13 protein-coding genes and 2 pseudogenes are annotated in these 21,473 nt (G+C 60.0%); 10 read left to right on the forward strand and 5 right to left on the reverse strand.

All coding sequences use genetic code 11. The features are described from left to right. Positions 1 to 126 precede the first annotated feature (126 nt). The gene (gene gcl, locus RHM58_RS17660) at positions 127 to 1,902 is read right to left on the reverse strand and encodes a glyoxylate carboligase (protein ID WP_322267795.1); all 1,776 of its coding nucleotides are present in this window, start codon (positions 1,900 to 1,902) and stop codon (positions 127 to 129) included. Positions 1,903 to 2,170: 268 nt separating this feature from the next. Between gcl and RHM58_RS17665 the strand changes: the two genes are divergently transcribed. Then, positions 2,171 to 2,611, forward strand: a complete 441-nt coding sequence (locus RHM58_RS17665; protein WP_201194945.1) for a GlcG/HbpS family heme-binding protein — start codon at positions 2,171 to 2,173, stop codon at positions 2,609 to 2,611. A gap of 136 nt (positions 2,612 to 2,747) precedes the next feature. On the opposite strand, the gene RHM58_RS17670 is transcribed toward RHM58_RS17665, so the two are convergent. Beyond that, positions 2,748 to 3,353, reverse strand: a complete 606-nt coding sequence (locus RHM58_RS17670; RefSeq protein WP_201201861.1) for a TetR/AcrR family transcriptional regulator — start codon at positions 3,351 to 3,353, stop codon at positions 2,748 to 2,750. A gap of 258 nt (positions 3,354 to 3,611) precedes the next feature. On the opposite strand from RHM58_RS17670, the gene RHM58_RS17675 reads away from it, so the two are divergent. The 5 genes and pseudogenes from RHM58_RS17675 to RHM58_RS17700 all read left to right on the forward strand — a co-directional run bounded on the left by RHM58_RS17675 (position 3,612) and on the right by RHM58_RS17700 (position 13,511). Then, a complete protein-coding gene (locus RHM58_RS17675; RefSeq protein ID WP_201256250.1) occupies positions 3,612 to 4,745 on the forward strand; it encodes an efflux RND transporter periplasmic adaptor subunit in 1,134 nt (377 codons plus the stop codon). Between the two features lie 13 nt (positions 4,746 to 4,758). Beyond that, positions 4,759 to 7,839, forward strand: a complete 3,081-nt coding sequence (locus tag RHM58_RS17680) for an efflux RND transporter permease subunit (RefSeq protein WP_322267796.1) — start codon at positions 4,759 to 4,761, stop codon at positions 7,837 to 7,839. Next, positions 7,829 to 10,950: pseudogene (locus RHM58_RS17690) on the forward strand (efflux RND transporter permease subunit). The gene RHM58_RS17680 and the pseudogene RHM58_RS17690 overlap by 11 nt, the downstream one beginning before the upstream one ends. Before the next feature lie 168 nt (positions 10,951 to 11,118). Next, a pseudogene (locus RHM58_RS17695) lies at positions 11,119 to 12,527 on the forward strand (efflux transporter outer membrane subunit). Between the two features lie 69 nt (positions 12,528 to 12,596). After that, entirely contained in the window at positions 12,597 to 13,511 is a 915-nt protein-coding gene (locus RHM58_RS17700; protein WP_322267798.1) for a DUF808 domain-containing protein, read from the forward strand. Between the two features lie 214 nt (positions 13,512 to 13,725). On the opposite strand, the gene RHM58_RS17705 is transcribed toward RHM58_RS17700, so the two are convergent. Beyond that, positions 13,726 to 14,514: a VacJ family lipoprotein gene (locus tag RHM58_RS17705; protein ID WP_201201869.1), complete on the reverse strand. Its 789-nt coding sequence runs from the start codon at positions 14,512 to 14,514 to the stop codon at positions 13,726 to 13,728. Beyond that, a complete protein-coding gene (locus RHM58_RS17710) occupies positions 14,507 to 15,805 on the reverse strand; it encodes a serine/threonine protein kinase (RefSeq protein ID WP_201201870.1) in 1,299 nt (432 codons plus the stop codon). Before RHM58_RS17710 ends, RHM58_RS17705 begins: the two co-directional genes overlap by 8 nt. A gap of 224 nt (positions 15,806 to 16,029) precedes the next feature. On the opposite strand from RHM58_RS17710, the gene RHM58_RS17715 reads away from it, so the two are divergent. Then, positions 16,030 to 16,398: a hypothetical protein gene (locus RHM58_RS17715; RefSeq protein WP_322267799.1), complete on the forward strand. Its 369-nt coding sequence runs from the start codon at positions 16,030 to 16,032 to the stop codon at positions 16,396 to 16,398. 109 nt (positions 16,399 to 16,507) lie between these two features. On the opposite strand, the gene RHM58_RS17720 is transcribed toward RHM58_RS17715, so the two are convergent. Beyond that, complete coding sequence (locus RHM58_RS17720) at positions 16,508 to 18,103, reverse strand: beta (1-6) glucans synthase (RefSeq protein WP_322267800.1); 1,596 nt, start codon at positions 18,101 to 18,103, stop codon at positions 16,508 to 16,510. 287 nt (positions 18,104 to 18,390) lie between these two features. Here RHM58_RS17720 and RHM58_RS17725 point away from each other — a divergent pair, with 287 nt between their 5' ends. The 3 genes from RHM58_RS17725 to RHM58_RS17735 all read left to right on the forward strand — a co-directional run bounded on the left by RHM58_RS17725 (position 18,391) and on the right by RHM58_RS17735 (position 21,436). Next, positions 18,391 to 19,242: a glycine betaine ABC transporter substrate-binding protein gene (locus RHM58_RS17725; protein WP_201194927.1), complete on the forward strand. Its 852-nt coding sequence runs from the start codon at positions 18,391 to 18,393 to the stop codon at positions 19,240 to 19,242. Between the two features lie 227 nt (positions 19,243 to 19,469). Then, positions 19,470 to 19,781: a DUF485 domain-containing protein gene (locus RHM58_RS17730; RefSeq protein WP_059407499.1), complete on the forward strand. Its 312-nt coding sequence runs from the start codon at positions 19,470 to 19,472 to the stop codon at positions 19,779 to 19,781. Beyond that, a complete protein-coding gene (locus RHM58_RS17735; RefSeq protein ID WP_201194925.1) occupies positions 19,778 to 21,436 on the forward strand; it encodes a cation acetate symporter in 1,659 nt (552 codons plus the stop codon). The genes RHM58_RS17730 and RHM58_RS17735 overlap by 4 nt, the downstream gene beginning before the upstream one ends. Positions 21,437 to 21,473 lie beyond the last annotated feature (37 nt).

The following is a 21,473-nucleotide window of genomic DNA, read 5'->3' on the forward strand; positions in this document are numbered from 1 at the left end:
TATGTGTGTGAGGGCCCCCTGTGGGAGCGGGCTTGCTCGCGAAAGCGGTATATCAGGCGACATCAATGTTGACTGTGCCGACGCCTTCGCGAGCAAGCCCGCTCCCACAGTGGGAACGATCAGCAGTTAATCGAGCAGCGAAATCGCGGTCGGCGCATCGTTACCGACCAACGCCAGGTCTTCGAATTCGTTGACCGCGTTGATCTCGGTGCCCATGGAAATGTTGGTCACGCGCTCCAGGATAATCTCGACGATCACCGGCACCTTGAACTCTTCCATCAGTTCCTGAGCCTTGCGCAGGGCAGGCTGGATCTGAGCCGGCTCGAACACTCGCAGTGCCTTGCAACCGAGGCCTTCGGCAACTGCGACGTGGTCAACACCGTAACCGTTGAGTTCCGGAGCGTTGAGGTTATCGAAGGACAGCTGCACGCAGTAGTCCATGTCGAAACCGCGCTGGGCCTGACGGATCAGCCCCAGGTACGAGTTGTTCACCACCACGTGGATGTACGGCAGTTTGAACTGCGCGCCCACCGCCAATTCTTCGATCATGAACTGGAAGTCGTAGTCGCCCGACAATGCCACAACCTTGCGGGTCGGATCAGCCTTGACCACGCCCAGCGCTGCCGGAATGGTCCAGCCCAACGGGCCGGCCTGGCCGCAGTTGATCCAGTGACGCGGTTTGTAGACGTGCAGGAACTGCGCGCCGGCAATCTGCGACAGACCGATGGTGCTGACGTAGCAGGTGTCTTTGCCGAACACCTGGTTCATCTCTTCATACACGCGCTGCGGCTTGACCGGCACGTTGTCGAAGTGAGTCTTGCGATGCAGGCTGGCTTTGCGCTGCTGGCAATCTTGCAGCCAGGCGCTGCGGTTTTTCAGCTTGCCAGCAGCTTGCCATTCACGAGCGACTTCGATGAACACGGTCAGCGCGGCAGCGGCGTCGGAAACGATGCCCAGGTCCGGGGTGAACACGCGGCCGATTTGCGTCGGTTCGATGTCAACGTGAATGAACTTGCGGCCTTCGGTGTAAACGTCGATCGAGCCGGTGTGGCGGTTGGCCCAACGGTTACCGACGCCCAATACCACGTCCGATTTCAGCATTGTTGCGTTGCCGTAACGGTGCGAAGTTTGCAAGCCAACCATGCCGACCATCAATGGGTGATCGTCCGGGATGGTGCCCCAGCCCATCAGGGTCGGGATCACTGGAATGCCGGTCAACTCGGCAAACTCCACCAGCAACTCGCTGGCGTCGGCGTTGATGATGCCGCCACCGGCGACCAGCAATGGGCGCTCAGCCTGATCGAGCATGGCCAGGGCCTTCTCGATTTGCACGCGGTTAGCGGTGGGCTTGGCCAGTGGCAGTGGTTCGTAGGCATCGATGTCGAATTCGATTTCAGCCATCTGCACGTCGAACGGCAGGTCGATCAGCACTGGGCCTGGACGACCGGAGCGCATTTCGTAGAAAGCTTTCTGGAACGCGTAAGGCACTTGGCCCGGTTCCATGACGGTGGTCGACCACTTGGTCACTGGCTTGACGATGGCCGTGATGTCGACGGCCTGGAAGTCTTCCTTATGCATACGGGCCCGTGGTGCCTGGCCGGTGATGCACAGGATCGGCACCGAGTCGGCCGAGGCGCTGTAAAGCCCGGTGACCATGTCAGTGCCCGCCGGGCCGGAAGTGCCGATGCACACGCCGATGTTGCCAGCCTTGGTGCGGGTGTAGCCCTCGGCCATGTGCGAAGCGCCTTCAACATGGCGTGCGAGGACGTGATCGATGCCACCGACCTTCTGCAAGGCGGAGTACAGCGGGTTGATCGCGGCGCCCGGGATGCCAAAAGCGGTATCAACCCCTTCGCGGCGCATCACCAGAACGGCGGCTTCGATTGCTCTCATTTTGCTCATGGTTTTGGTGCCTCTTACGTTTTGTAATTGTATACAAGTGGCTTTGCGCAGAGTGTATTCACGGCGGACGGCGCAGGTCAATCCATTTTCTCAAGCGACTGTTTCATTCGTCGGAAGCCCGTTCTGCTGTGGCTTTTCGTCGCATGTGGCGCTTTTCGAGAATTATTGTATACAAATAAATAATCTATTGTGTTCTATTTGTTGCATCGGACTGCGGCATTACGTAGCAGTCCAACGGCTTTCCCAAAAACAAAATGAGGACGGCACCATGAGCGCTTTAACCTTGAAAGTCGCAGTCAGCCTGACCAGTCAGGCCATCGCCGCAGGGCGTGCAATCTGCGCAGCTCCGCTGACCATCGCTGTATTGGATGCCGGCGGGCATCTTCTTTCTCTACAGCGAGAAGACGGCGCCAGCCTGCTGCGCCCGCAAATCGCCATCGGCAAAGCCTGGGGTGCGATTGCGCTGGGCAAAGGCTCGCGGCTGCTGGCACTGGATGCCCAGCAACGCCCGGCGTTTATTGCTGCATTGAATAGCCTGGGGCAGGGCAGCGTCGTGCCGGCACCGGGCGGTGTATTGATTCGGGATCAGGACGGGAATGTGCTGGGAGCGGTAGGCATCAGCGGCGATCTGTCGGATGTGGATGAACAGTGCGCGATCAGCGCGATTGAGGCGCAGGGGTTGCGGGCGGATGCTGGGGTTACTGCCTGACATTTTTGTTGATTGATCTACCGCTTTCGCGAGCAAGCCCGCTCCCACATTGGGCCTGTGGTGGACACAACATGTGTAAACACCGCCAATCCACTGTGGGAGCGGGCTTGCTCGCGAATAGCCGCGCCGCGGTCTTTCAGTCCGGCTCACACCCCTTGAGCACCAACCGAATAATCGTCTGCGCCGCCGCTTCGTAATCCGCCTCGTCCAGCTTCGCTTTACCGGTCACCGCCGAGATCTGCCAGTCAAAGTCGGCATAGGTCTGGGTCGCGGCCCAGATGCTGAACATCAGGTGGTTGGGGTCGATGGCGGCGATCTGGCCGCGGTCGATCCAGGTCTGGATGCAGTCGATGTTGTGTTTGGCCTGGCCGTTGAGTCGTTCGACCAGGTCGGCGCTCAGGTGTGGGGCGCCGTGCATGATTTCGCTGGCGAACACCTTGGAGGCGAAGGGCAGATCGCGGGAGATGCGGATCTTGGAGCGGATGTAGCCGCTCAGCACTTCGCTGGGCACGCCATCGGCGTTGAAGGGCGTCGAGGCCTGCAGGATCGGCTCGATGATGCTTTCCAGGACCTCGCGGTAGAGGTTTTCCTTGGATTTGAAGTAGTAGTAGACGTTGGGCTTGGGCAATCCGGCCTTGGCTGCGATATCACTGGTTTTGGTCGCAGCGAAGCCCTTGTCGGCAAATTCTTCACTGGCGGCACGCAGGATCAGTTCTTTGTTGCGCTCGCGGATAGTGCTCATAAACCAGGGGGTTCCTTGCCTGTTCTGGCGGTTGCGCATGGTAGCACCGGCCTCGCGCGGCGCTCAAGAATGCCTGTAACCGAACGGTTACTGACAATCTCTGTCGGTACGCTGAACAAGTTTGCGGATGTTCGGGTGAACCGCCGACCCACTGCTAGAGTTCAAGGCAGCGATCAGCCATTGGCACTATTGATCTTGAGTGGCCGGGCTTCACTTTCAATCGCCGCGCATCACTGTCGGCCTGTTCGAGTGAACACTGTGGAGAAAAGCAGACGAAGCAAAATCGGCCTGGCAGTCGGGGTACTCCTGCTGGTGCTGCTGGCGGTCGCGCTTTGGTATTTCCTGGTGCAAGGGCGCCACAAGGTTAAACCGCCGCCTCCCGCCGAGCCCGTTGCGGCGGCGGCCGTCAAGTTGCAGGACGTGCCGGTGTACATCGATGCCTTGGGCACGGTCACGCCGACCCGCAGTGTGACGGTGATCACTCAGGTCGATGGGATTCTCAGCTCGGTCGAGTTCAAGGAAGGCCAGCAGGTGCACAAGGGACAGGTCATCGCCCGTATCGACGACCGCGCGCTCAAGGCGCAACTGGCGGTAGCCAAGGGCACGCTCATGCATGATCAGGCGTTGTTGAGCAACGCAGTGCGGGACCTGGCGCGCTATCGTGAGCTGATCAAGGTCGGCTCCACCACCCAGCAAACACTCGACACCCAGGCCTCTCTGGTACAGCAGCTGCAAGGCACGGTCGCCTCCGATCAGGGCAGTGTGCAGAACCTGGAAGTGCAGTTGAGTTATTGCACCATCACCTCACCGGTCGATGGTGTGGTCGGTTTGCGCCAGGTCGATCCCGGCAATTACGTCACCACCGCGAGCACCACCGGTATTGCGGTGATTACCCAGATGACCCCGGCGACCGTGGTCTTCGCCGTGCCAGAAGATGACCTGGGGGCGATCAATCAGGCCATGGCCAAAGGCGCGGTGACGGTACTGGCCTACGACCGTAACAAGCACAACCTGTTGGGCACCGGCAGCCTGCTGGCGCTGGACAATCAGGTCGATACCAGCACCGGTACGATCAAGGTCAAGGCGCAGTTCGATGACTCGGGCAAGGCGCTGTTTCCCAATCAGTTCGTCAACGCCCGGCTCAAGGCCGACACCCTGACGCAAATCACGGTGGTGCCGACCCGGGCGATTCAGCACGGCAGCAAGGGCGATTTCGTGTTTGTGGTGGTCGATCCCGGCAACAAGGTCAGCCTGCGTAACGTCAAGACCGGGCCGGCCACGGGCGATGTTTCGGCGATTCTCGACAATGGCGTGAAACAGGGCGAGCAGGTGGTCACCGAGGGCGCGGACAAACTGGATGACGGTTCTGCTGTGAAGGTCGTCACGCAGTGAGGGATGGCCAGTCATGAACGTCTCGCGGCCCTTTATCGAACGCCCGGTGGCCACCACATTACTGATGGTGGCCGTGCTGTTGCTGGGCATGCTCGGTTATCACCTGCTGTCGGTTTCGGCGCTGCCGGAAGTGGATTATCCGACGATTCAGGTTTTCACCCAGTATCCCGGCGCGAGCCCGGAGGTGATCAGTTCGTCGATCACCGCGCCGCTGGAACGTCAGCTCGGCGAGATGCCGGGCCTCAAGTCGATGAACTCCACCAGTTCCGACGGCGCGTCGGTGGTGACCCTGCAATTCGATTTGTCGCTGTCGCTGGATGTCGCCGAACAGGAAGTGCAAGCCGCGATCAACGCTGCCGGGACTTTCCTACCGGCCAACCTGCCGTATCCGCCGGTCTACAGCAAGGTCAACCCGGCCGATGCCCCGGTGCTGACGCTATCGCTGACCTCTGACGTGCTGCCGCTGACCAAGGTCGAAGACCTGGCCGACACCCGTCTGGCGCAGAAAATTTCGCAGATCACCGGGGTTGGCCTGGTCACCATCAGCGGCGGCCAGCGCCCGGCGGTGCGGGTCGAGGCCAACACCTCGGCGCTGAATAATCTGGGGTTGTCCATCGACGACCTGCGCACCTCGCTGGGCACCGCCAACGTCAACCAGGCCAAGGGCAACATCGACGGCAAGTACCAGGCCTACTCCATCGGCAGCAACGACCAGTTGCAGTCGGCCGAGGAATACCGTGATCTGGTGATCGCCTACAAAAACGGGGCGCCCATTCGCTTGTCGCAGATCGCCAGCTCGACCCAGGGTCCGGAAAACCCGCGTCAGGCGGCCTGGACCGACAGCACGCCATCGATTGTCCTTAATATTCAGCGCCAGCCCGGTGCCAACGTGATCGACGTCGTCGACCGGGTGCAGCAACTGTTGCCCAAACTGCGCGCCAGTTTGCCGGCCACCCTCAAGGTCGCCGTACTCACTGACCGCACGCAAACCATCCGCGCTTCGGTCACCGACGTGCAGTACGAACTGGGCGTAGCGGTGCTGCTGGTGGTAATCGTGATTTTCCTGTTCCTGCGCAATTTACCCGCGACGATCATTCCAGCCGTGACCGTGCCGCTGACGCTGATCGGCACTTTGGCGGTGGCCTATGGGTTTGGATTTTCGCTGAACAACCTGACGCTGATGGCGCTGACCATTGCCATCGGTTTTGTGGTCGATGACGCCATCGTCATGATCGAAAACATCACGCGCTACATCGAGGCCGGCGACTCGCCGATGGAAGCCGCGCTCAAGGGCTCGGAGCAGATCGGTTTCACCATTATTTCGCTGTCGATAGCGTTGATCGCGGTGATGATTCCGCTGCTATTCATGGGGGATGTGGTGGGACGGCTGTTTCGCGAATTCGCCATGACGGTGGCGGTGACCATCGTCATCTCGGCGCTGATTTCCCTGACGCTGACGCCGATGATGTGTTCGCGGATGCTCAAGCATAAAAAGGAAGAGCGCCGGGTCGATTTCTTCGACCGCATCAACGGCTATTACGTCAAAGGCCTGGACTGGGTGCTGGTGCATCGGGGCCTGACGTTGATCTCCGTGGTGATCACTGCGGTGCTGACCCTGCTGATCATTGTGATCATGCCAAAGGGCTTCTTTCCCGAGCAGGACACCGGGCTGATCCAGGGTATTTCCCAGGCGTCACCGACCATCTCCTTCCAGCAGATGCAGGTTGAACAACAACGGTTGGCGGCGCGGATTTTGAAGGACCCGGCGGTGGCGAGCCTGTCATCCTTCGTCGGCATCGATCAAACCAACCCGACGATCAACCAGGGCAACCTGCTGATCAACCTCAAGCCCCACGGCGATCGTGACAACAGTGCAGCGGTGATTCGCCGGCTCTCCGACGCCAATGCCGACGACGCCGGGATTCGCTTGTACCTGCATAGCGTGCAGGACCTGACCCTCGATGCCACGGTATCGACCACCAGTTATCGCCTGGGCTTGCAGGCCACCGATCCTGACGAGCTGGAGCAGTGGACCACCAAACTGCTGGCGGCGATCAAGCAGGACCCGATGTTCACCGATGTGCAAAGCCAGGCGATGCAGTTCGGCAATCAGCTCCAGCTCAACTTCGACCGCGCCACCGCGTCGCGCTTGGGCGTCACGCCGCAGGCCATCGACGACGTGCTGTACGACGCCTTCGGCCAGCGTCAGGTCTCGACCATCTACACCCAGCTCAACCAGTATCACGTGGTGATTGCCACCGATCATCCGCCACGCAATCTGGCGGACTTGCTGACCGGACTGTACGTGGACATCCCGTCCGGCGGCGTGGCGCCACTGTCGAGCATGGCGACCATGCAAGTGATCCGCACGCCGGTCACCATCAATCGCCTGGGGCAATTCCCCTATGCCGATGTCTCGTTCAACCTGGCCCCCGGCCAGACCCTCGGCGCTGCCGTCACCCGGCTCAAGGACATCGAAGCCCAGGCCGGGCTGCCGCTGTCGGTGCAGGCAAACCTGGAAGGGGCGGCGGCAACCTTTGAGGCGTCGCTGTCCAACCAGGTGTTTCTGGTGCTGGCCGCTGTCGTCGTGGTGTACCTGATGCTGGGGATTCTCTACGAGAGTTTCGTGCACCCGATAACGATTCTCTCGACCTTGCTGTCCGCTGCACTGGGGGCGTTGCTGGCGTTGCTGATCACCGGCACGCAGTTCGACATCATCGGCCTGATCGGCATTGTGTTGCTGATCGGGATCGTGATGAAGAACGGCATCATGATGGTCGACTTCGCCCTGGAACTGGAGCGCGAGGGCGGGCTGGACCCGGTGGCGGCGATTCGTCAGGCCGCCGAGTTACGGTTTCGACCGATCCTGATGACCAGCATGGCCTCGCTGTTTGGTGCGGTGCCTTTGGCGCTGGGCACCGGGATCGGCTCTGAACTGCGCCATCCACTGGGGATCGCGATCATTGGCGGGCTGCTGCTGAGCCAATTGCTGACGCTGTTTTCCACGCCGGTGATTTTCCTCGCCATGCACAGTCTGGAGCGGCGTTTCAGTCGGCGCCAGCCGGTGGTCGAGGCCTATCGCGATGAACCTTAGCGCGCCCTTTATCCAGCGTCCTATTGCCACCACATTGCTGGCAGTCGGGTTGGCGCTGTTTGGTGTGCTGGCGTTCAATCTGTTGCCGGTGGCGCCGCTGCCGCAGGTGGATTTCCCGACCATCAGTGTGCGCGCATCATTGCCGGGAGCAGACCCGAGTACCGTGGCGTCGTCGGTAGCCACGCCACTGGAACGCCAGTTCGGGCAAATCGCCGGGGTCACCGAGATGACGTCGTCCAGTTCGCTGGGGGCGACACGCATCACCCTGCAATTTGACCTTAATCGTGACATCGACGGCGCCGCCCGGGATGTTCAAGCGGCGATCAACGCTGCGCGCAGCAGCTTGCCCAGCGACTTGTCCGGCAACCCGACCTACCGCAAGGTCAACCCGGCCGACTCGCCGATCCTGATCCTCAGCCTGACCTCCGACAGCGCCACCCGCGGGCAAATGTATGACGTGGCCTCGACCTTGCTGGAGCAGCGTTTGCTGCAGACTACCGGGGTCGGCGATGTGACGGTGGGGGCGCGTCTTTGCCGGCGGTGCGGATTGATCTCAATCCGGACCGGCTCAATCGCTACGGCGTCAGCCTGGAGCAGGTGCGTCAGGTGATTCAGGCGGCCAACGTCAACCTGCCCAAGGGCACGGTGTCGGTGGGCGATCAGTCTTACGGCCTGAAAGCCAACGACATGCTTTACCAAGGCGCGGACTACGGGCCGTTGGTGGTCAAGCAAAGCAACGGCGATCTGGTGCGTATCTCGGACTTGGGCGATGTCACCGAGGATGTCGAGGACCTGCGCAACTTCGGTCTGTCCAACGGCAAACCGGCGGTGCTGCTGGTCGTGTTCAAGCAACCGGGGGCCAACGTCATCGACACCGTGGATGCGGTGAAGGCTGAGCTGCCGTTTCTCCAGAGTTCGATTCCGTCGTCGATCAAGATCAACACCCTGATGGACCGCACCACCACCATCCGGGCGTCGCTACGGGATGTCGAGTTGACGCTGATGATCTCGATTGCCTTGGTCACGTTGGTGACTTTCGCGTTTTTCCGCGACTGGCGCAGCACGCTGGTGCCGGCCATCGTGGTGCCGCTGTCGCTGCTCGGCACGTTTGGCGCGATGTATTTTCTGGGCTACAGCCTGAACAACTTGTCGCTGATGGCGCTGACCATTTCCACAGGCTTTGTGGTGGACGATGCCATCGTGGTCGTCGAGAACATCATGCGTCACCTGGAGAAGGGCGAAAGCCGGATGCAGGCGGCACTGGCCGGCGCGCGGGAAGTCGGGTTCACCGTGATGACCATCAGCGTCTCGCTGGTGGCGGTGTTCATTCCGTTGCTGCTGATGGGCGGGATTGTCGGGCGGTTGTTTCGCGAGTTCTCGATTTCGCTGTCGGTGGCCATCGTTATTTCGATGGTGGTTTCGCTGACGGTGACGCCGATGCTGTCCAGTGTACTGCTGCGTACTAAAGAGCAGGCCGCCAGCGACAGTGATCACCCGGATTCGCGCTTCCATCGCTTCTATGACCGCACCCTCGGCTGGGTGATCGAGCATTCGTTTCTGATGGGCCTGACCACTTTGCTGGTGATCGTGCTGGCGTGTGTGCTGTATGTGCTGGTACCCAAGGGTTTCTTCCCACAGGAAGACACCGGGCGCATGTCCGGCAGCATCATTGCTTCCCAGAGTATTTCGTTCGGTGCGATTCAGTCGAACTTCAGCGACATCAACCGCAAGGTCCTGAGCAATCCGAATGTCGAGACGGTCGGCGGGTTTGTCGGCGGTGGCGGGGGGATTGGCGGGGCGGTCAACAGTGCGCAGTTGTTCATCACCCTCAAATCCCTGTCTGACCGCAAGGACAGCGCCGATCAGGTCATGGCCCAGGTGCGCAAAACCCTCGGCGACATGCCCGGCACCCGCCTGTATTTACAGTCGGCCCAGGACATCACCGTAGGCGGCCGACAGAGCGGGGCGCAGTATCAATACACCATGACCGCTGATGACCAGAGCACCCTCGACGAATGGGTGCCCAAGGTGGTGGCGGTGCTGCACACCTTGCCCCAACTGACTGACATCAACACCGATCAGCAGGACAACAGTCTAATGGCCAGCGTGATCGTCAATCGCGACGCGGCTGCGCGTTTGGGGGTGAGCATGTCGGCCATCGATCAGACGTTGTACGACGCTTTCGGCCAACGTCAGGTCTCGACTATCTACCGCTCGGCCAACCAGTATCACGTGGTGATGGAAGTGGCGCCGCCGTACTGGTCCGACCCGGCGGCGCTCAAGGGGATTTATGTGCCCGTCGGCAAGGCCGCCGCCACTACCAAAGGCAGTGCGGCGGCGCCTAACCTCAGTGCCACCGCCAAGCAACAGTTGGTCCCGCTGTCGGCGATTGCCGACTATTCGGTGGGCCGCACGGCGATTTCCATCAGCCATCAGGGCACCTTTCCGGCGGTCACGGCCTCGTTCAACCTCGTCTCCGGCGTGTCCATCGGTCAGGCGACGGCGCTGGTGGAGAACGCCGTGGCGCAGTTGCGAATGCCAGCAAGCATCGTTGGCCAGTTCGCCGGCACGGCGCAGGTGTTCCAGTCGTCGGTGGCCAATGAGCCGTTGCTGATCGTCGCGGCGCTGCTGTCGGTGTATGTCGTGCTGGGCATGCTTTACGAGAGCCTGGTGCACCCGTTGACGATCCTCTCGACCCTGCCGTCCGCCGGGGTCGGTGCGCTGATTGCATTACTGCTGACCGGTACCGAACTGTCGATCATTGCGCTGGTGGGGGTGATTTTGCTGATTGGTATCGTCAAGAAAAACGCGATCATGATGATCGACTTCGCCATCACCGAGCGCCGGGAGTCCGGCCTGAGCGCCAAGGAAGCGATTCGCCGTGCGTGCCTGATCCGTTTTCGGCCGATCATGATGACCACCCTGGCGGCGATTCTCGGCGCATTGCCGCTGGTGCTGGGCATCGGCTATGGCTCCGAATTGCGCCGGCCCTTGGGGATTTCGATTATTGGCGGATTGGTGTTCAGCCAGTTGCTGACGCTCTACACCACTCCGGTGATTTACCTCTGGCTCGACCGGGCGTCCCAGCGCCTGCGCCGCAAGGAGCAATAAATGAAGCTTCATGCATCCCTCGTAGAAACTGTCGAAAACCCTGTGGGAGCGAGCTTGCTCGCGAAGGCGCCAAATCAGTCGACATCTATGTTGAATGTTCAGCCGCTATCGCGAGCAAGCTCGCTCCCGCAGGGGATTGTGGTGTTCATTCTGGCGGGTGTTTTCAGTATGGCGCTGAGCGGTTGCATGGTCGGCCCCGATTACCACAAGCCAGCCATCGAGCTGCCGATGACCTTCAAGGAAGGCAGTCAATGGCAGCGGGCGGAGGCCAATCCGCAGGGTGCGCTGGACAGCCAGTGGTGGCTGGCCTATCAGGATCCGGTCCTGAACGACCTGATCGCCCGTTCGGCCAAGGCCAACCAGTCGATCATCGCCGCTGAAGCCGCGTATCGCCTGGCGCAGGCGCAAGTGGCGTCGAGTCGCGCCGGGTTGTGGCCGACAGTGGGGGTCGGGCTTTCCGGGACGCGGGGTGTGGGCGGCAGCAGTTCCAGTTCCAGCACGACGACCACTGGCGTCAGCAGCAGTGGCGGTAGCGCCGGCGTTTCGCAATCGGTCAGCGCCACCCTGAGCGCCAGTTGGGAGCCGGATTTGTGGGGGCTGGTGCGACGAGGCATCGAGTCGAGCCAGGCCTCGCTGCAGTCGTCCGATGCGTTGCTGGCCGGGGTGCGCCTGTCCATCGATGCCAGCGTGGCTACCAACTACCTGGGATTGCGGCAACTGGACATGGATGTCGACCTGTTGCAGAAACAGCAGACCATCAATCAACAGTTGCTGGAGATGATTCAAGCGCAAACGGTCCAGGGCACGGCAACCAACGACCAGTTACTGGTGGCTCAGGACCAGTTGGCCACGGTAATTGCCGACCTGCAAACCTCACAGCGCTCGCGAGAACAGGCCGAACATGCACTGGCGGTGCTGGTGGGTGTGGCACCGGCGCAGTTCAATCTGCCCGCCGTGGACAGCTACAATTTTGTGCTGCCAATGCCGCCGCGAACCCTGCCATCAAGCCTGTTGCAACGACGCCCGGATGTGGTGTCTGCCGAGCGCGTGGCGGCGGCGGCGAACGCGAAAATCGGTGTCGCCGAAGCGGCGTTTTTCCCGACGCTGGACCTGACTGCCGAAGCCGGCTATCGCGGCACCGCGCTGGGGGATTGTTCTCCGTGCCTAACCGCATCTGGACCCTCGGCCCGGCGCTGGCCGAAACCATTTTCGACGGCGGCGCGCGGGAGGCGGCGAAACAACAGGCCCAGGCCAGCTACGATCAGGATGTGGCCAACTATCGGGGGACAGTGCTCAGTGCCCTGCAAAACGTCGAGGACAATCTGTCGGCGATCAATCATCTGCACACCCAGGCCCAGGCCTTTGAACAGATGTATCAGCGCAATCAGCAGTTGTTCGGCAGCCAGGAGGCGCAACAACGCGCGGGTATTGTCAGTCAGCAAGCGGTGCTGACCCAGCAGTTGGTGTTGCTGCAAGCCGAACAGAACTGGCGCGACACCCAAGGGTTGCTCAGTCAGGGCAGCGTTGCGCTGTTCCAGAGCCTTGGCGGCGGCTGGCAAATGCCCGCGGATCACTGAGGCGCCTCGCTTCCCCTGCATCGCGCGCGTTATGCTTCGCGCACTTTTTTATGTAGGGAAGCCTGACCCATGGCAGGAAGCAGTTTGCTGGTGCTGATCGACGATATTGCCGCCGTACTCGATGATGTAGCGTTGATGACCAAAATGGCCGCGAAGAAAACCGCCGGCGTGCTCGGCGATGACTTGGCGCTCAATGCCCAGCAGGTCAGCGGCGTACGCGCCGAACGGGAAATCCCGGTGGTTTGGGCCGTGGCCAAGGGCTCGTTTCGCAACAAACTGATTTTGGTGCCCTCGGCGCTGGCCATCAGCGCGTTCGTACCGTGGCTGGTCACGCCGTTGTTGATGGTCGGCGGTGCGTACCTGTGCTTCGAAGGGTTCGAAAAACTGGCCCACAAGTTTCTCCACAGCAAGGCTGAAGATGACGCCGGGCATGCCCAATTGGTCGAAGCCGTGGCTGATCCGGCGACCGATCTGGTGGCGTACGAACAGGACAAGATCAAAGGCGCGATTCGCACCGACTTCATCCTTTCGGCGGAAATCATCGCCATCACCCTCGGCACCGTGGCCGACGCCACGTTGACCCAGCAAGTGATCGTGCTGTCCGGCATCGCCATCGTCATGACCATCGGCGTCTATGGCCTGGTGGCGGGCATCGTCAAACTCGACGATCTCGGCCTGTGGCTGACCCAGAAACCGGGACAAATGGCCAAAAGCATCGGCGGGGCGATCCTGCGGGCGGCACCGTACATGATGAAAAGCCTGTCGGTGATTGGTACCGCTGCGATGTTTTTGGTCGGCGGCGGGATCCTGACCCACGGCGTGCCGGTGGTGCATCACTGGATTGAAAGTGTCGGCGCGAGTGCGGGTGGGGCAGGGTTTATTGTGCCGGCGTTGCTGAATGCGGTGGCGGGGATTGTGGCGGGGGCGGTGGTGTTGGTGGGTGTTATGGCCGCCAGCAAAATCTGGAAATCCGTGAAAGGCTAAAGCCTGATTATTTCCAGAGACCACCACAATCAAATGTGGGAGCGGGCTTGCTCGCGAAAGCGGTGTGTCAGTCAACATCTCTGTTGAATGTGAAGCCGCTTTCGCGAGCAAGCCCGCTCCCACATTGGGTTTGTGGTGTGGCCGGAAATGAAAAGGCCATTCGATTCGCATCGAATGGCCTTTTTTGTTGCCGTCAGATTTTGTGCCGCCAGAGTTACTCGGCGATCTGCAACTTGCGGGACTCGGTGTAGACGTAACGCACCTTCTCGTACTCGAACGGCGAGTTCAACTGGCCGTAGCGGAAGCTGGTCTGGTAGCGCTTGTCGATACCGCGCAGGACCCAGATTTCCGGGTGGTTTTCGCTGACTTTGGAGACGTTCAGGAAGTTGATCGCCGATTCTCCGGTGTAGTCGACGGCCAGGCCTGCGGTGTCGCGCAGGTTGGACGGGCCGAGGATCGGCAGGACGAAGTAGGCGCCGCCCGGTACGCCGTAGAAGCCCAGCGTCTGGCCGAAGTCTTCGCTTTGGCGCGGCAAGCCCATGGCGGTGGCCGGGTCCCAGAGGCCGGCGACGCCGATCGTGGTGTTGAGCAGCAGTCGCCCGGTTGTCTCCAACGAGCGATGACCCTTGAGCTGCAACAGACTGTTGAACAGGTTCGGCACGTCACCCAGGTTATTGAAGAAGTTGCTCACGCCGGTGCGCAGGAAGCTCGGGGTGATGTAGCGATAACCGTCGACCACGGGCAGGAACACCCATTGGTCGAAGCGGTAGTTGAAGTGGTAAACCCGGCGGTTCCACTCTTCCAGCGGGTCATAGACCGCCAGTGCGTTGAGCGTCGAGCGTTCGAATTCGCGTTGATCCAGCCCCGGGTTGAACTTGAGTTTGCTCAGCGGTTCCTTGAAGCCATCGTTGTCGATAACGACCGGTGCGTTGGCTTTGCTGTTGTCGGCTTGGGCGACGCCTGCACAGAGTAACGCTGCGAAAAGCAGGAGATATTTAGCCACGGAAGAACTCCAGCATGGCGTCGCTGTTGACGCGATAGTTAAGGTTGCCGCAGTGGCCGCCCAGTGGGTAAACGGTCAAGCGATCACCGAATGTCTTGCGCAGGAAACCCAGGTCGCCAGGGCCGAGGATCACGTCGTCGGCGTTGTGCATGACCGAGATTTTCGGGCTGTCATGCAGATAGTCCTTCAGTGCATACAAGCTGACCTGGTCGATCAGTTGCAGCAGGCTGCCGCCGTCGGTGCGGGCGCGCCACATCGGAATGACCTGTTCGGTGATGTAGCAGTCGAAGTCGCATTGCAGCGCACGCTTGAGGAACGGCGTGAGGCTGGTGCCTTCGGTGATCGGGTATTTCGGCGGGGTGATCAGGCCACGGCGGTTGATCAGGTCCGAGGTGAAGGCAATGTCGGCCGCCGAGAAGCGGAACGAGGTACCGATCAGCATGGCCATCTGTTCGTTGGTCAGGTGCTGCTTGGACTGCTGGAAGTCATAGAGCAGGGCATCGTTGAGGTCGATGTAGCCTTTCTGCTGGAAGTAGCGGGTCAGTTTGTTCAGCACCAGTTCATAGAAGGTGGTGCTGTTGTTGATGCCCTTGACCTCGGTCTGGACCAGCTTGTCCAGGTTGGTGATCGAGGTGTAGAGGTTGACCGGTGGGTTCAGCAGCAGGACTTTCTTGAAGTTGAAGCTGCGGCGGGTTTCGTCCAGGTGCGCGACGAAGGCGGCATCCAGAGCGCCCAGGCTGTAACCGGTCAGGAAGTACTCGGTGACCGGCGTTTTCGGGTTTTGCGCCCGTACGGCCTGCATCACCCGGTACATGTCTTCGGCGTCTTCCTTGGTGATACCGGGCGTGGCGAAGCGAGAAGCGGCGCTCATGAAGTCAAAGCTGGTCGGCGACGACAGTTGCACCACGTGATAGCCGGCCTTGTAGTAGAGCTTTTTCAGGTATTCGTTGAGGCTGCTGTCATAGCGCGCACCGGTACCGGCGATCAGGAAAATCAGTGGGGCGGCGTGATCCTGGGTGGCGATGCGGTAGGTGAGTTTTTTCACCGGCCAGAAATTGTCCGGCAGGCTGAATTCACGCTCCGGGCGCAATCGGACACTGCGGTCCTGCTGATTGATGTCCTCGTTGGAGGGCAACTCCGGGCGTAACTCCGGCGGTGTTGTTGCAATGGTCGCTTCGAACGGGTTGGTCAAAGGGTAGCCATAGCTGGCGGCGTCAATGTCGACCGCCAGTGCGGACGCACTCAAAATAAGGCCGCCAAACAAGGCGGCGAAGCGCAAGGAACGGAGCATGACTAAATCCCTTAGAGAAAGGTGCCGAATGAAGTTCGCAGGCTATGACCACGGGGGCGGCGTCAAAGTGCCATGGATCGGCACCAATCAGGCCTGATTTCGGAGTAATGGTAGCCGGACGATACACTTTGCAGTGATTGGCTGCCTAGTTAACTGTTGTTAACGCTTGCACACGGCTGCCGGGAGATTAAGCTGGCCGCCGTTTTCGTTTATTGGAGTGCTTCATGTCCCGCCGTCTGCCCGTGATTCTGCTGCTTGTTTTGCTGCCGTTATGGCTGGCCGCCAGTTATGGCGCGCGTTATGGCTTCATGGAGGATGCGCGGTGGGTCGGCCTCTGCGTGGATGAGGCGAGTCGCTGGGAATGCCAGGTTCGGTCGAACCTTGGGCTGATGATTCACTTCGCAGTCCTGGGTTGGGGCGCAGTGGCCGCGGCAGTCATCGGTTTTGTCGTACCGGGCCGGGCAGGTTGGTGGCTGGCGGTGTTGGCGCTGGTGCTGGGGTTCCCGGCACTGGCGTTGTACAACACGACGCTGGCGGTGTTTGCGGTGGTGATTGCGGGGTTGCGGTTGGTTCGGGGTTCTCGTAGCGCCTGATAGTCAGTCTTCGCGGGCAAGCCTCGCTCCTACGGATCAATCACAATCATCGTGTTCGACCCGTAGGAGCGAGGCTTGCCCGCGAAGAGGCCGGCAGCAGCGCTGAAGATCAGCCTTTGCGAACCCGTAAACTGCGCCACAACGCGGCAACCATCAACACACTCACCAGCGCCCAACCCCAGGCCTGCTGGTTCTGCAACCCTTCACGGAATAGCTGCGGCGCAATGCCGGCACCGATGATGAAGGTCAGCAAGGCAATCTCCCGACGCGGCACATTCACCGGACGGCACAGATACACCAGCGCCGGCAGGATGAACGCGACACTCGGGAAGCTGCGATAACGCGGGTCGAACACCAGTTCCAGCATCATCACCGCCGCCGCAAAGCCTGCCGCCGCCAGAAGCCAGCCGGCCCGACGTTCCAGCACGTTGAACGCGCGTTCACGCCATCCGGTGCGAGCACTCAAGGTCAGCGCGGCATGGGCCAGCACCAACAGATTCAACGCCGTCAGCAGGCCAACCCACAGCCATTCACTGGCGAATCGGGTGGTCACACGCGCCAGGTCGCCCCAAGCGCCGATCGAGCAGGCGGCCAGTGCGCCTAGCAGCGGCAGAATCAACGCCGAACGTGTGCTGCGAACCCGACCGCCCAGCAGCAACGTGCCGAGGAATATCAAACCGCCCACCGCCAGCCATTGCGACCAGTACGGCACGTTCGTCACTGGACCGGCCAGTACGCCCTTGTCCTGGCGATCGGCATCGAATAGGCCCCAATAACCACCGACTGCTCCTTCACTGGCGCGTTTCCACGGCTGGTCAAAGGCTTCGATCAGGTTGTAGTGCCAGCCTTGTTGCTCGGCTATGGCGACAAACCCACGAATGAACTTGGCCTCGTTGACCCGGCTCGGCAGGGCGGTTTCACGCTGGCGGCCTTCGCTCGGCCAGCCGGTTTCGCCAATCAGGACATCCTTGGGTGCGAACTTGTTGCCGAACACCTGGCGGACCTCAGCCACATGCTGCAGCGCGGCGTCGATGTTCGATGGATCATCTTCCCAGTACGGCAGCAAATGGATGGTCAGGAAATCCACCGCTGGCGCGACTTCCGGGTGTTTAAGCCAGAATTCCCAGACGTCGGCGTAAGTGACGGGCTGCTTGATCTGGCTTTTGACTTTATTAATCAGTGTCGCCAACTGCGCGCCGGTGACTTCCTTGCGCAGCAAGGCTTCGTTGCCGACGATCACCGAGGTCACCACGTCCGGGTTGGCATTGGCCGAGGCGATCAGCAGGTCGACTTCCTTGGCGGTGTCCACCGGGTTGCTGTTGACCCAGGCGCCGATCATCAGCTTCAAGCCGTGCTTGCGCGCCAGGTCAGGCAGGGCCTCGAGGCCGGTCATGGAATAGGTGCGGATGCATTCGAAGCGGGTGGCCAACAGCGCGAGGTCGGCGTCCATGCGCTCGGGGCGCAGCTTGAACGGCTGATCGAATGGCGACTGGTCTTTGTCGAATGGGGTGTAGGAGGCGCATTGCAGCTTGTGCGAAGCACTGGCGACGTCCGGCAGGATCACCGGTTTACCGAGGCCGTACCAGAAGCCGCCGAGAGCAAACAGCCCCAGCAGGCAGGCGAAGAGATAAGCAAAGAAAGGAAAGCGTGATGTCGCGGGCATGATCAGGCCGTCTGGGAGCAAAGGCGCGCATGTTACCTGCATTTGTCCCGCGCTAGGTGGCCTGCATGATTTAGACATGCAAAGTTCGGGCGGATCGGGCGGGGCATTTGCAGCGGTCGCGATTAATGGCGTTCTGATGTCGTTTCTCGATGCCTTGAGGTCGCTGGCAGAGCAGGTCGCTGTTGTCGCGAGGTTGATTATCGAAGTATCAGTACTCCGCTGATGATCGAACGAGTTTGCGGTGAGGCGTGATGGGGGCGCTGTGCACCATAACAATACGTTGACGCCGCTCGGCATCCGTCGGGCGCAGCACTTTCGGGGAAGTAACGATGAAGATGCGACGACTTTTAGGCGCCAGTGCCGCTCTGGTACTTGCGATTGGCTCCACATTTGCGAATGCCGAGAGCAAAACCCTGAGCATCGGCTACGTCGACGGTTGGTCCGACAGTGTCGCGACCACCCATGTCGCGGCTGAAGTGATCAAGCAGAAACTCGGTTATGACGTGAAGCTTCAAGCCGTCGCCACCGGGATCATGTGGCAGGGTGTGGCCACCGGTAAACTCGATGCCATGCTGTCCGCCTGGCTGCCCGTGACCCACGGTGAATACTGGGCCAAGAACAAGGATCAGGTCGTCGATTACGGCCCGAACTTCAAGGATGCAAAAATCGGCTTGATCGTGCCGGAGTACGTCAAGGCCAAGTCCATCGACGACCTGAAAACCGATGACAGCTTCAAAGGTCGTATCGTCGGCATCGACGCCGGTTCAGGCGTGATGCTCAAGACTGATCAGGCGATCAAGGATTACGGCCTGACCAATTACACCCTCAAGGCCAGTTCCGGCGCCGGCATGATTGCCGAGCTGACCCGTGCCGAGAAGAAAAACGAATCCATCGCCGTCACCGGTTGGGTGCCGCACTGGATGTTCGCCAAGTGGAAACTGCGCTTCCTCGACGACCCGAAAGGCGTGTACGGCGCGGCTGAAACCGTGAACAGCATCGGTAGCAAAGAACTGGCAACTAAAGCACCGGAAGTGGCCAAGTTCCTGAAAAACTTCCAGTGGGCTTCAAAAGACGAAATCGGCGAAGTCATGTTGGCGATTCAGGATGGTGCCAAACCTGAAGTTGCAGCCAAGGATTGGGTGGCCAAACACCCGGATCGCGTGGCTGAATGGATCAAGTGATTTGAGCGCAAGCGTCTAGTCAGTACCTTCCAGAGCCCCTTGGCATTTATGCCAAGGGGCTTTTTCGTTTCCGTGTGTTTACGGGGTGCAAAGCAGGCTAATTATTATTTTCTGAAAAGTGGCAAAACCGTCATGTCGTTCTAATACTAAGGTCGTCTGGAACCAGTTCCGCAGCCGCATAAAGTGGATACGTTCTAACAATAATCTGTGCTGCGAGGATAAAAACAATGAACGACAGCATTTACCTCTCGATTCAAAACAGCCCGCGTTTCAAGGAGCTGGTTAGTAAGCGAGAAAAGTTCGCCTGGATACTCTCCGCGATCATGCTTGGGCTTTACTCCGGATTCATCCTTTTGATTGCTTACGGGCCGCATATTCTGGGGGCGAAAATCAGCCCCGAATCTTCGATTACCTGGGGGATACCGATTGGTGTCGGGCTGATTCTCTCGGCCTTTATCCTGACTGCAATCTACGTACGACGCGCCAATGGCGAATTTGACGACCTGAACAATCTGATTCTCAAGGAGGCTCAGCAATGATCCGGCGTCTAATGGCTCTATTGAGCATCGCAGCCTTTGCACCCGGCGCCTGGGCGGCTGAAGCCCTGACCGGCGAAGTGCACAAACAACCCCTCAACGTTTCCGCGATCCTGATGTTTGTCGCATTTGTCGGCCTGACCCTGTGCATTACCTACTGGGCCTCCAAGCGCAACAACTCCGCAGCCGACTACTATGCGGCGGGTGGCAAGATCACCGGCCTGCAAAACGGTCTGGCGATTGCCGGTGACTATATGTCGGCAGCGTCCTTCCTGGGTATTTCCGCCTTGGTGTACGCCTCCGGCTATGACGGCCTGATCTACTCGATCGGCTTCCTGGTGGGCTGGCCGATCATTCTGTTCCTGATCGCCGAGCGTCTGCGTAACCTGGGTAAATACACCTTTGCCGACGTGGCGTCCTACCGCCTCGGGCAAACCCAGATCCGCACGCTGTCTGCTTGCGGTTCGCTGGTGGTGGTGGCGTTCTACCTGATTGCGCAAATGGTCGGTGCCGGCAAGCTGATCCAACTGCTGTTCGGTCTCGACTACTACGTTGCGGTGATCCTGGTCGGCATCCTGATGTGCATGTATGTGCTGTTCGGCGGCATGCTGGCGACCACTTGGGTGCAGATAATCAAGGCTGTGTTGCTGCTGTCTGGTGCCTCGTTCATGGCGCTGATGGTGATGAAACACGTCAACTTTGACTTCAACATGCTGTTTTCCGAGGCGATCAAGGTTCACCCTAAAGGTGAAGCGATCATGAGCCCGGGCGGTCTGGTGAAAGATCCAGTCTCGGCGTTCTCCCTGGGCCTGGCACTGATGTTTGGTACGGCTGGCCTGCCGCATATCCTGATGCGCTTCTTCACCGTGAGTGATGCGAAAGAAGCGCGTAAGAGCGTGCTGTACGCCACTGGCTTCATCGGCTACTTCTACATCCTGACCTTCATCATCGGTTTCGGCGCAATCCTTCTGGTCAGCACCAACCCGGCCTTCAAAGATGCGGCTGGCGCGCTGTTGGGCGGTAACAACATGGCGGCGGTGCATCTGGCTGACGCGGTGGGCGGCAGTATTTTCCTGGGCTTCATCTCGGCGGTAGCGTTCGCGACCATTCTGGCCGTTGTGGCCGGTTTGACCCTGGCCGGTGCGACGGCGGTGTCTCACGACCTTTACGCCAGCGTGATCAAGAAGGGCAAGGCCAACGACAAGGATGAGATCCGCGTCTCGAAAATCACCACCATCGCTCTGGGCGTGCTGGCGATTGGTCTGGGCATTCTGTTCGAAAGCCAGAACATCGCGTTCATGGTGGGCTTGGCGTTCTCCATTGCGGCGAGCTGTAACTTCCCGGTGCTGCTGCTTTCCATGTACTGGAAGAAGCTGACCACTCGCGGTGCGATGGTCGGTGGCTGGATGGGGTTGATCAGTGCGGTGGGCTTGATGGTGCTTGGGCCAACCATTTGGGTGCAGATTCTGCATCACGAGAAGGCGATCTTCCCGTACGAGTATCCGGCGCTGTTTTCCATGGCGATTGCGTTTGCCGGGATCTGGTTCTTCTCGATTACTGATAAGTCGGCGGCGGCTGATAAAGAGCGGGCGTTGTTCTTCCCGCAATTTGTGCGTTCGCAGACTGGGTTGGGGGCGAGTGGGGCGGTTTCGCACTAAGGTTTCAGGCTTGTCTATATAAGCTGCGTTAAACAGA

Origin of the sequence: Pseudomonas sp. 10S4, assembly GCF_034344865.1 — a bacterium.
Taxonomy (GTDB): domain Bacteria; phylum Pseudomonadota; class Gammaproteobacteria; order Pseudomonadales; family Pseudomonadaceae; genus Aquipseudomonas.

Coding starts and splice junctions, on each gene's coding strand:
- gcl (WP_322267795.1), bottom strand. CDS start 1,902: ATGAGCAAAATGAGAGCAATCGAAGCCGCCGTTCTGGTGATGCGCCGC.
- RHM58_RS17665 (WP_201194945.1), top strand. CDS start 2,171: ATGAGCGCTTTAACCTTGAAAGTCGCAGTCAGCCTGACCAGTCAGGCC.
- RHM58_RS17670 (WP_201201861.1), bottom strand. CDS start 3,353: ATGAGCACTATCCGCGAGCGCAACAAAGAACTGATCCTGCGTGCCGCC.
- RHM58_RS17680 (WP_322267796.1), top strand. CDS start 4,759: ATGAACGTCTCGCGGCCCTTTATCGAACGCCCGGTGGCCACCACATTA.
- RHM58_RS17700 (WP_322267798.1), top strand. CDS start 12,597: ATGGCAGGAAGCAGTTTGCTGGTGCTGATCGACGATATTGCCGCCGTA.
- RHM58_RS17710 (WP_201201870.1), bottom strand. CDS start 15,805: ATGCTCCGTTCCTTGCGCTTCGCCGCCTTGTTTGGCGGCCTTATTTTG.
- RHM58_RS17715 (WP_322267799.1), top strand. CDS start 16,030: ATGTCCCGCCGTCTGCCCGTGATTCTGCTGCTTGTTTTGCTGCCGTTA.
- RHM58_RS17720 (WP_322267800.1), bottom strand. CDS start 18,103: ATGCAGGTAACATGCGCGCCTTTGCTCCCAGACGGCCTGATCATGCCC.
- RHM58_RS17725 (WP_201194927.1), top strand. CDS start 18,391: ATGAAGATGCGACGACTTTTAGGCGCCAGTGCCGCTCTGGTACTTGCG.
- RHM58_RS17730 (WP_059407499.1), top strand. CDS start 19,470: ATGAACGACAGCATTTACCTCTCGATTCAAAACAGCCCGCGTTTCAAG.
- RHM58_RS17735 (WP_201194925.1), top strand. CDS start 19,778: ATGATCCGGCGTCTAATGGCTCTATTGAGCATCGCAGCCTTTGCACCC.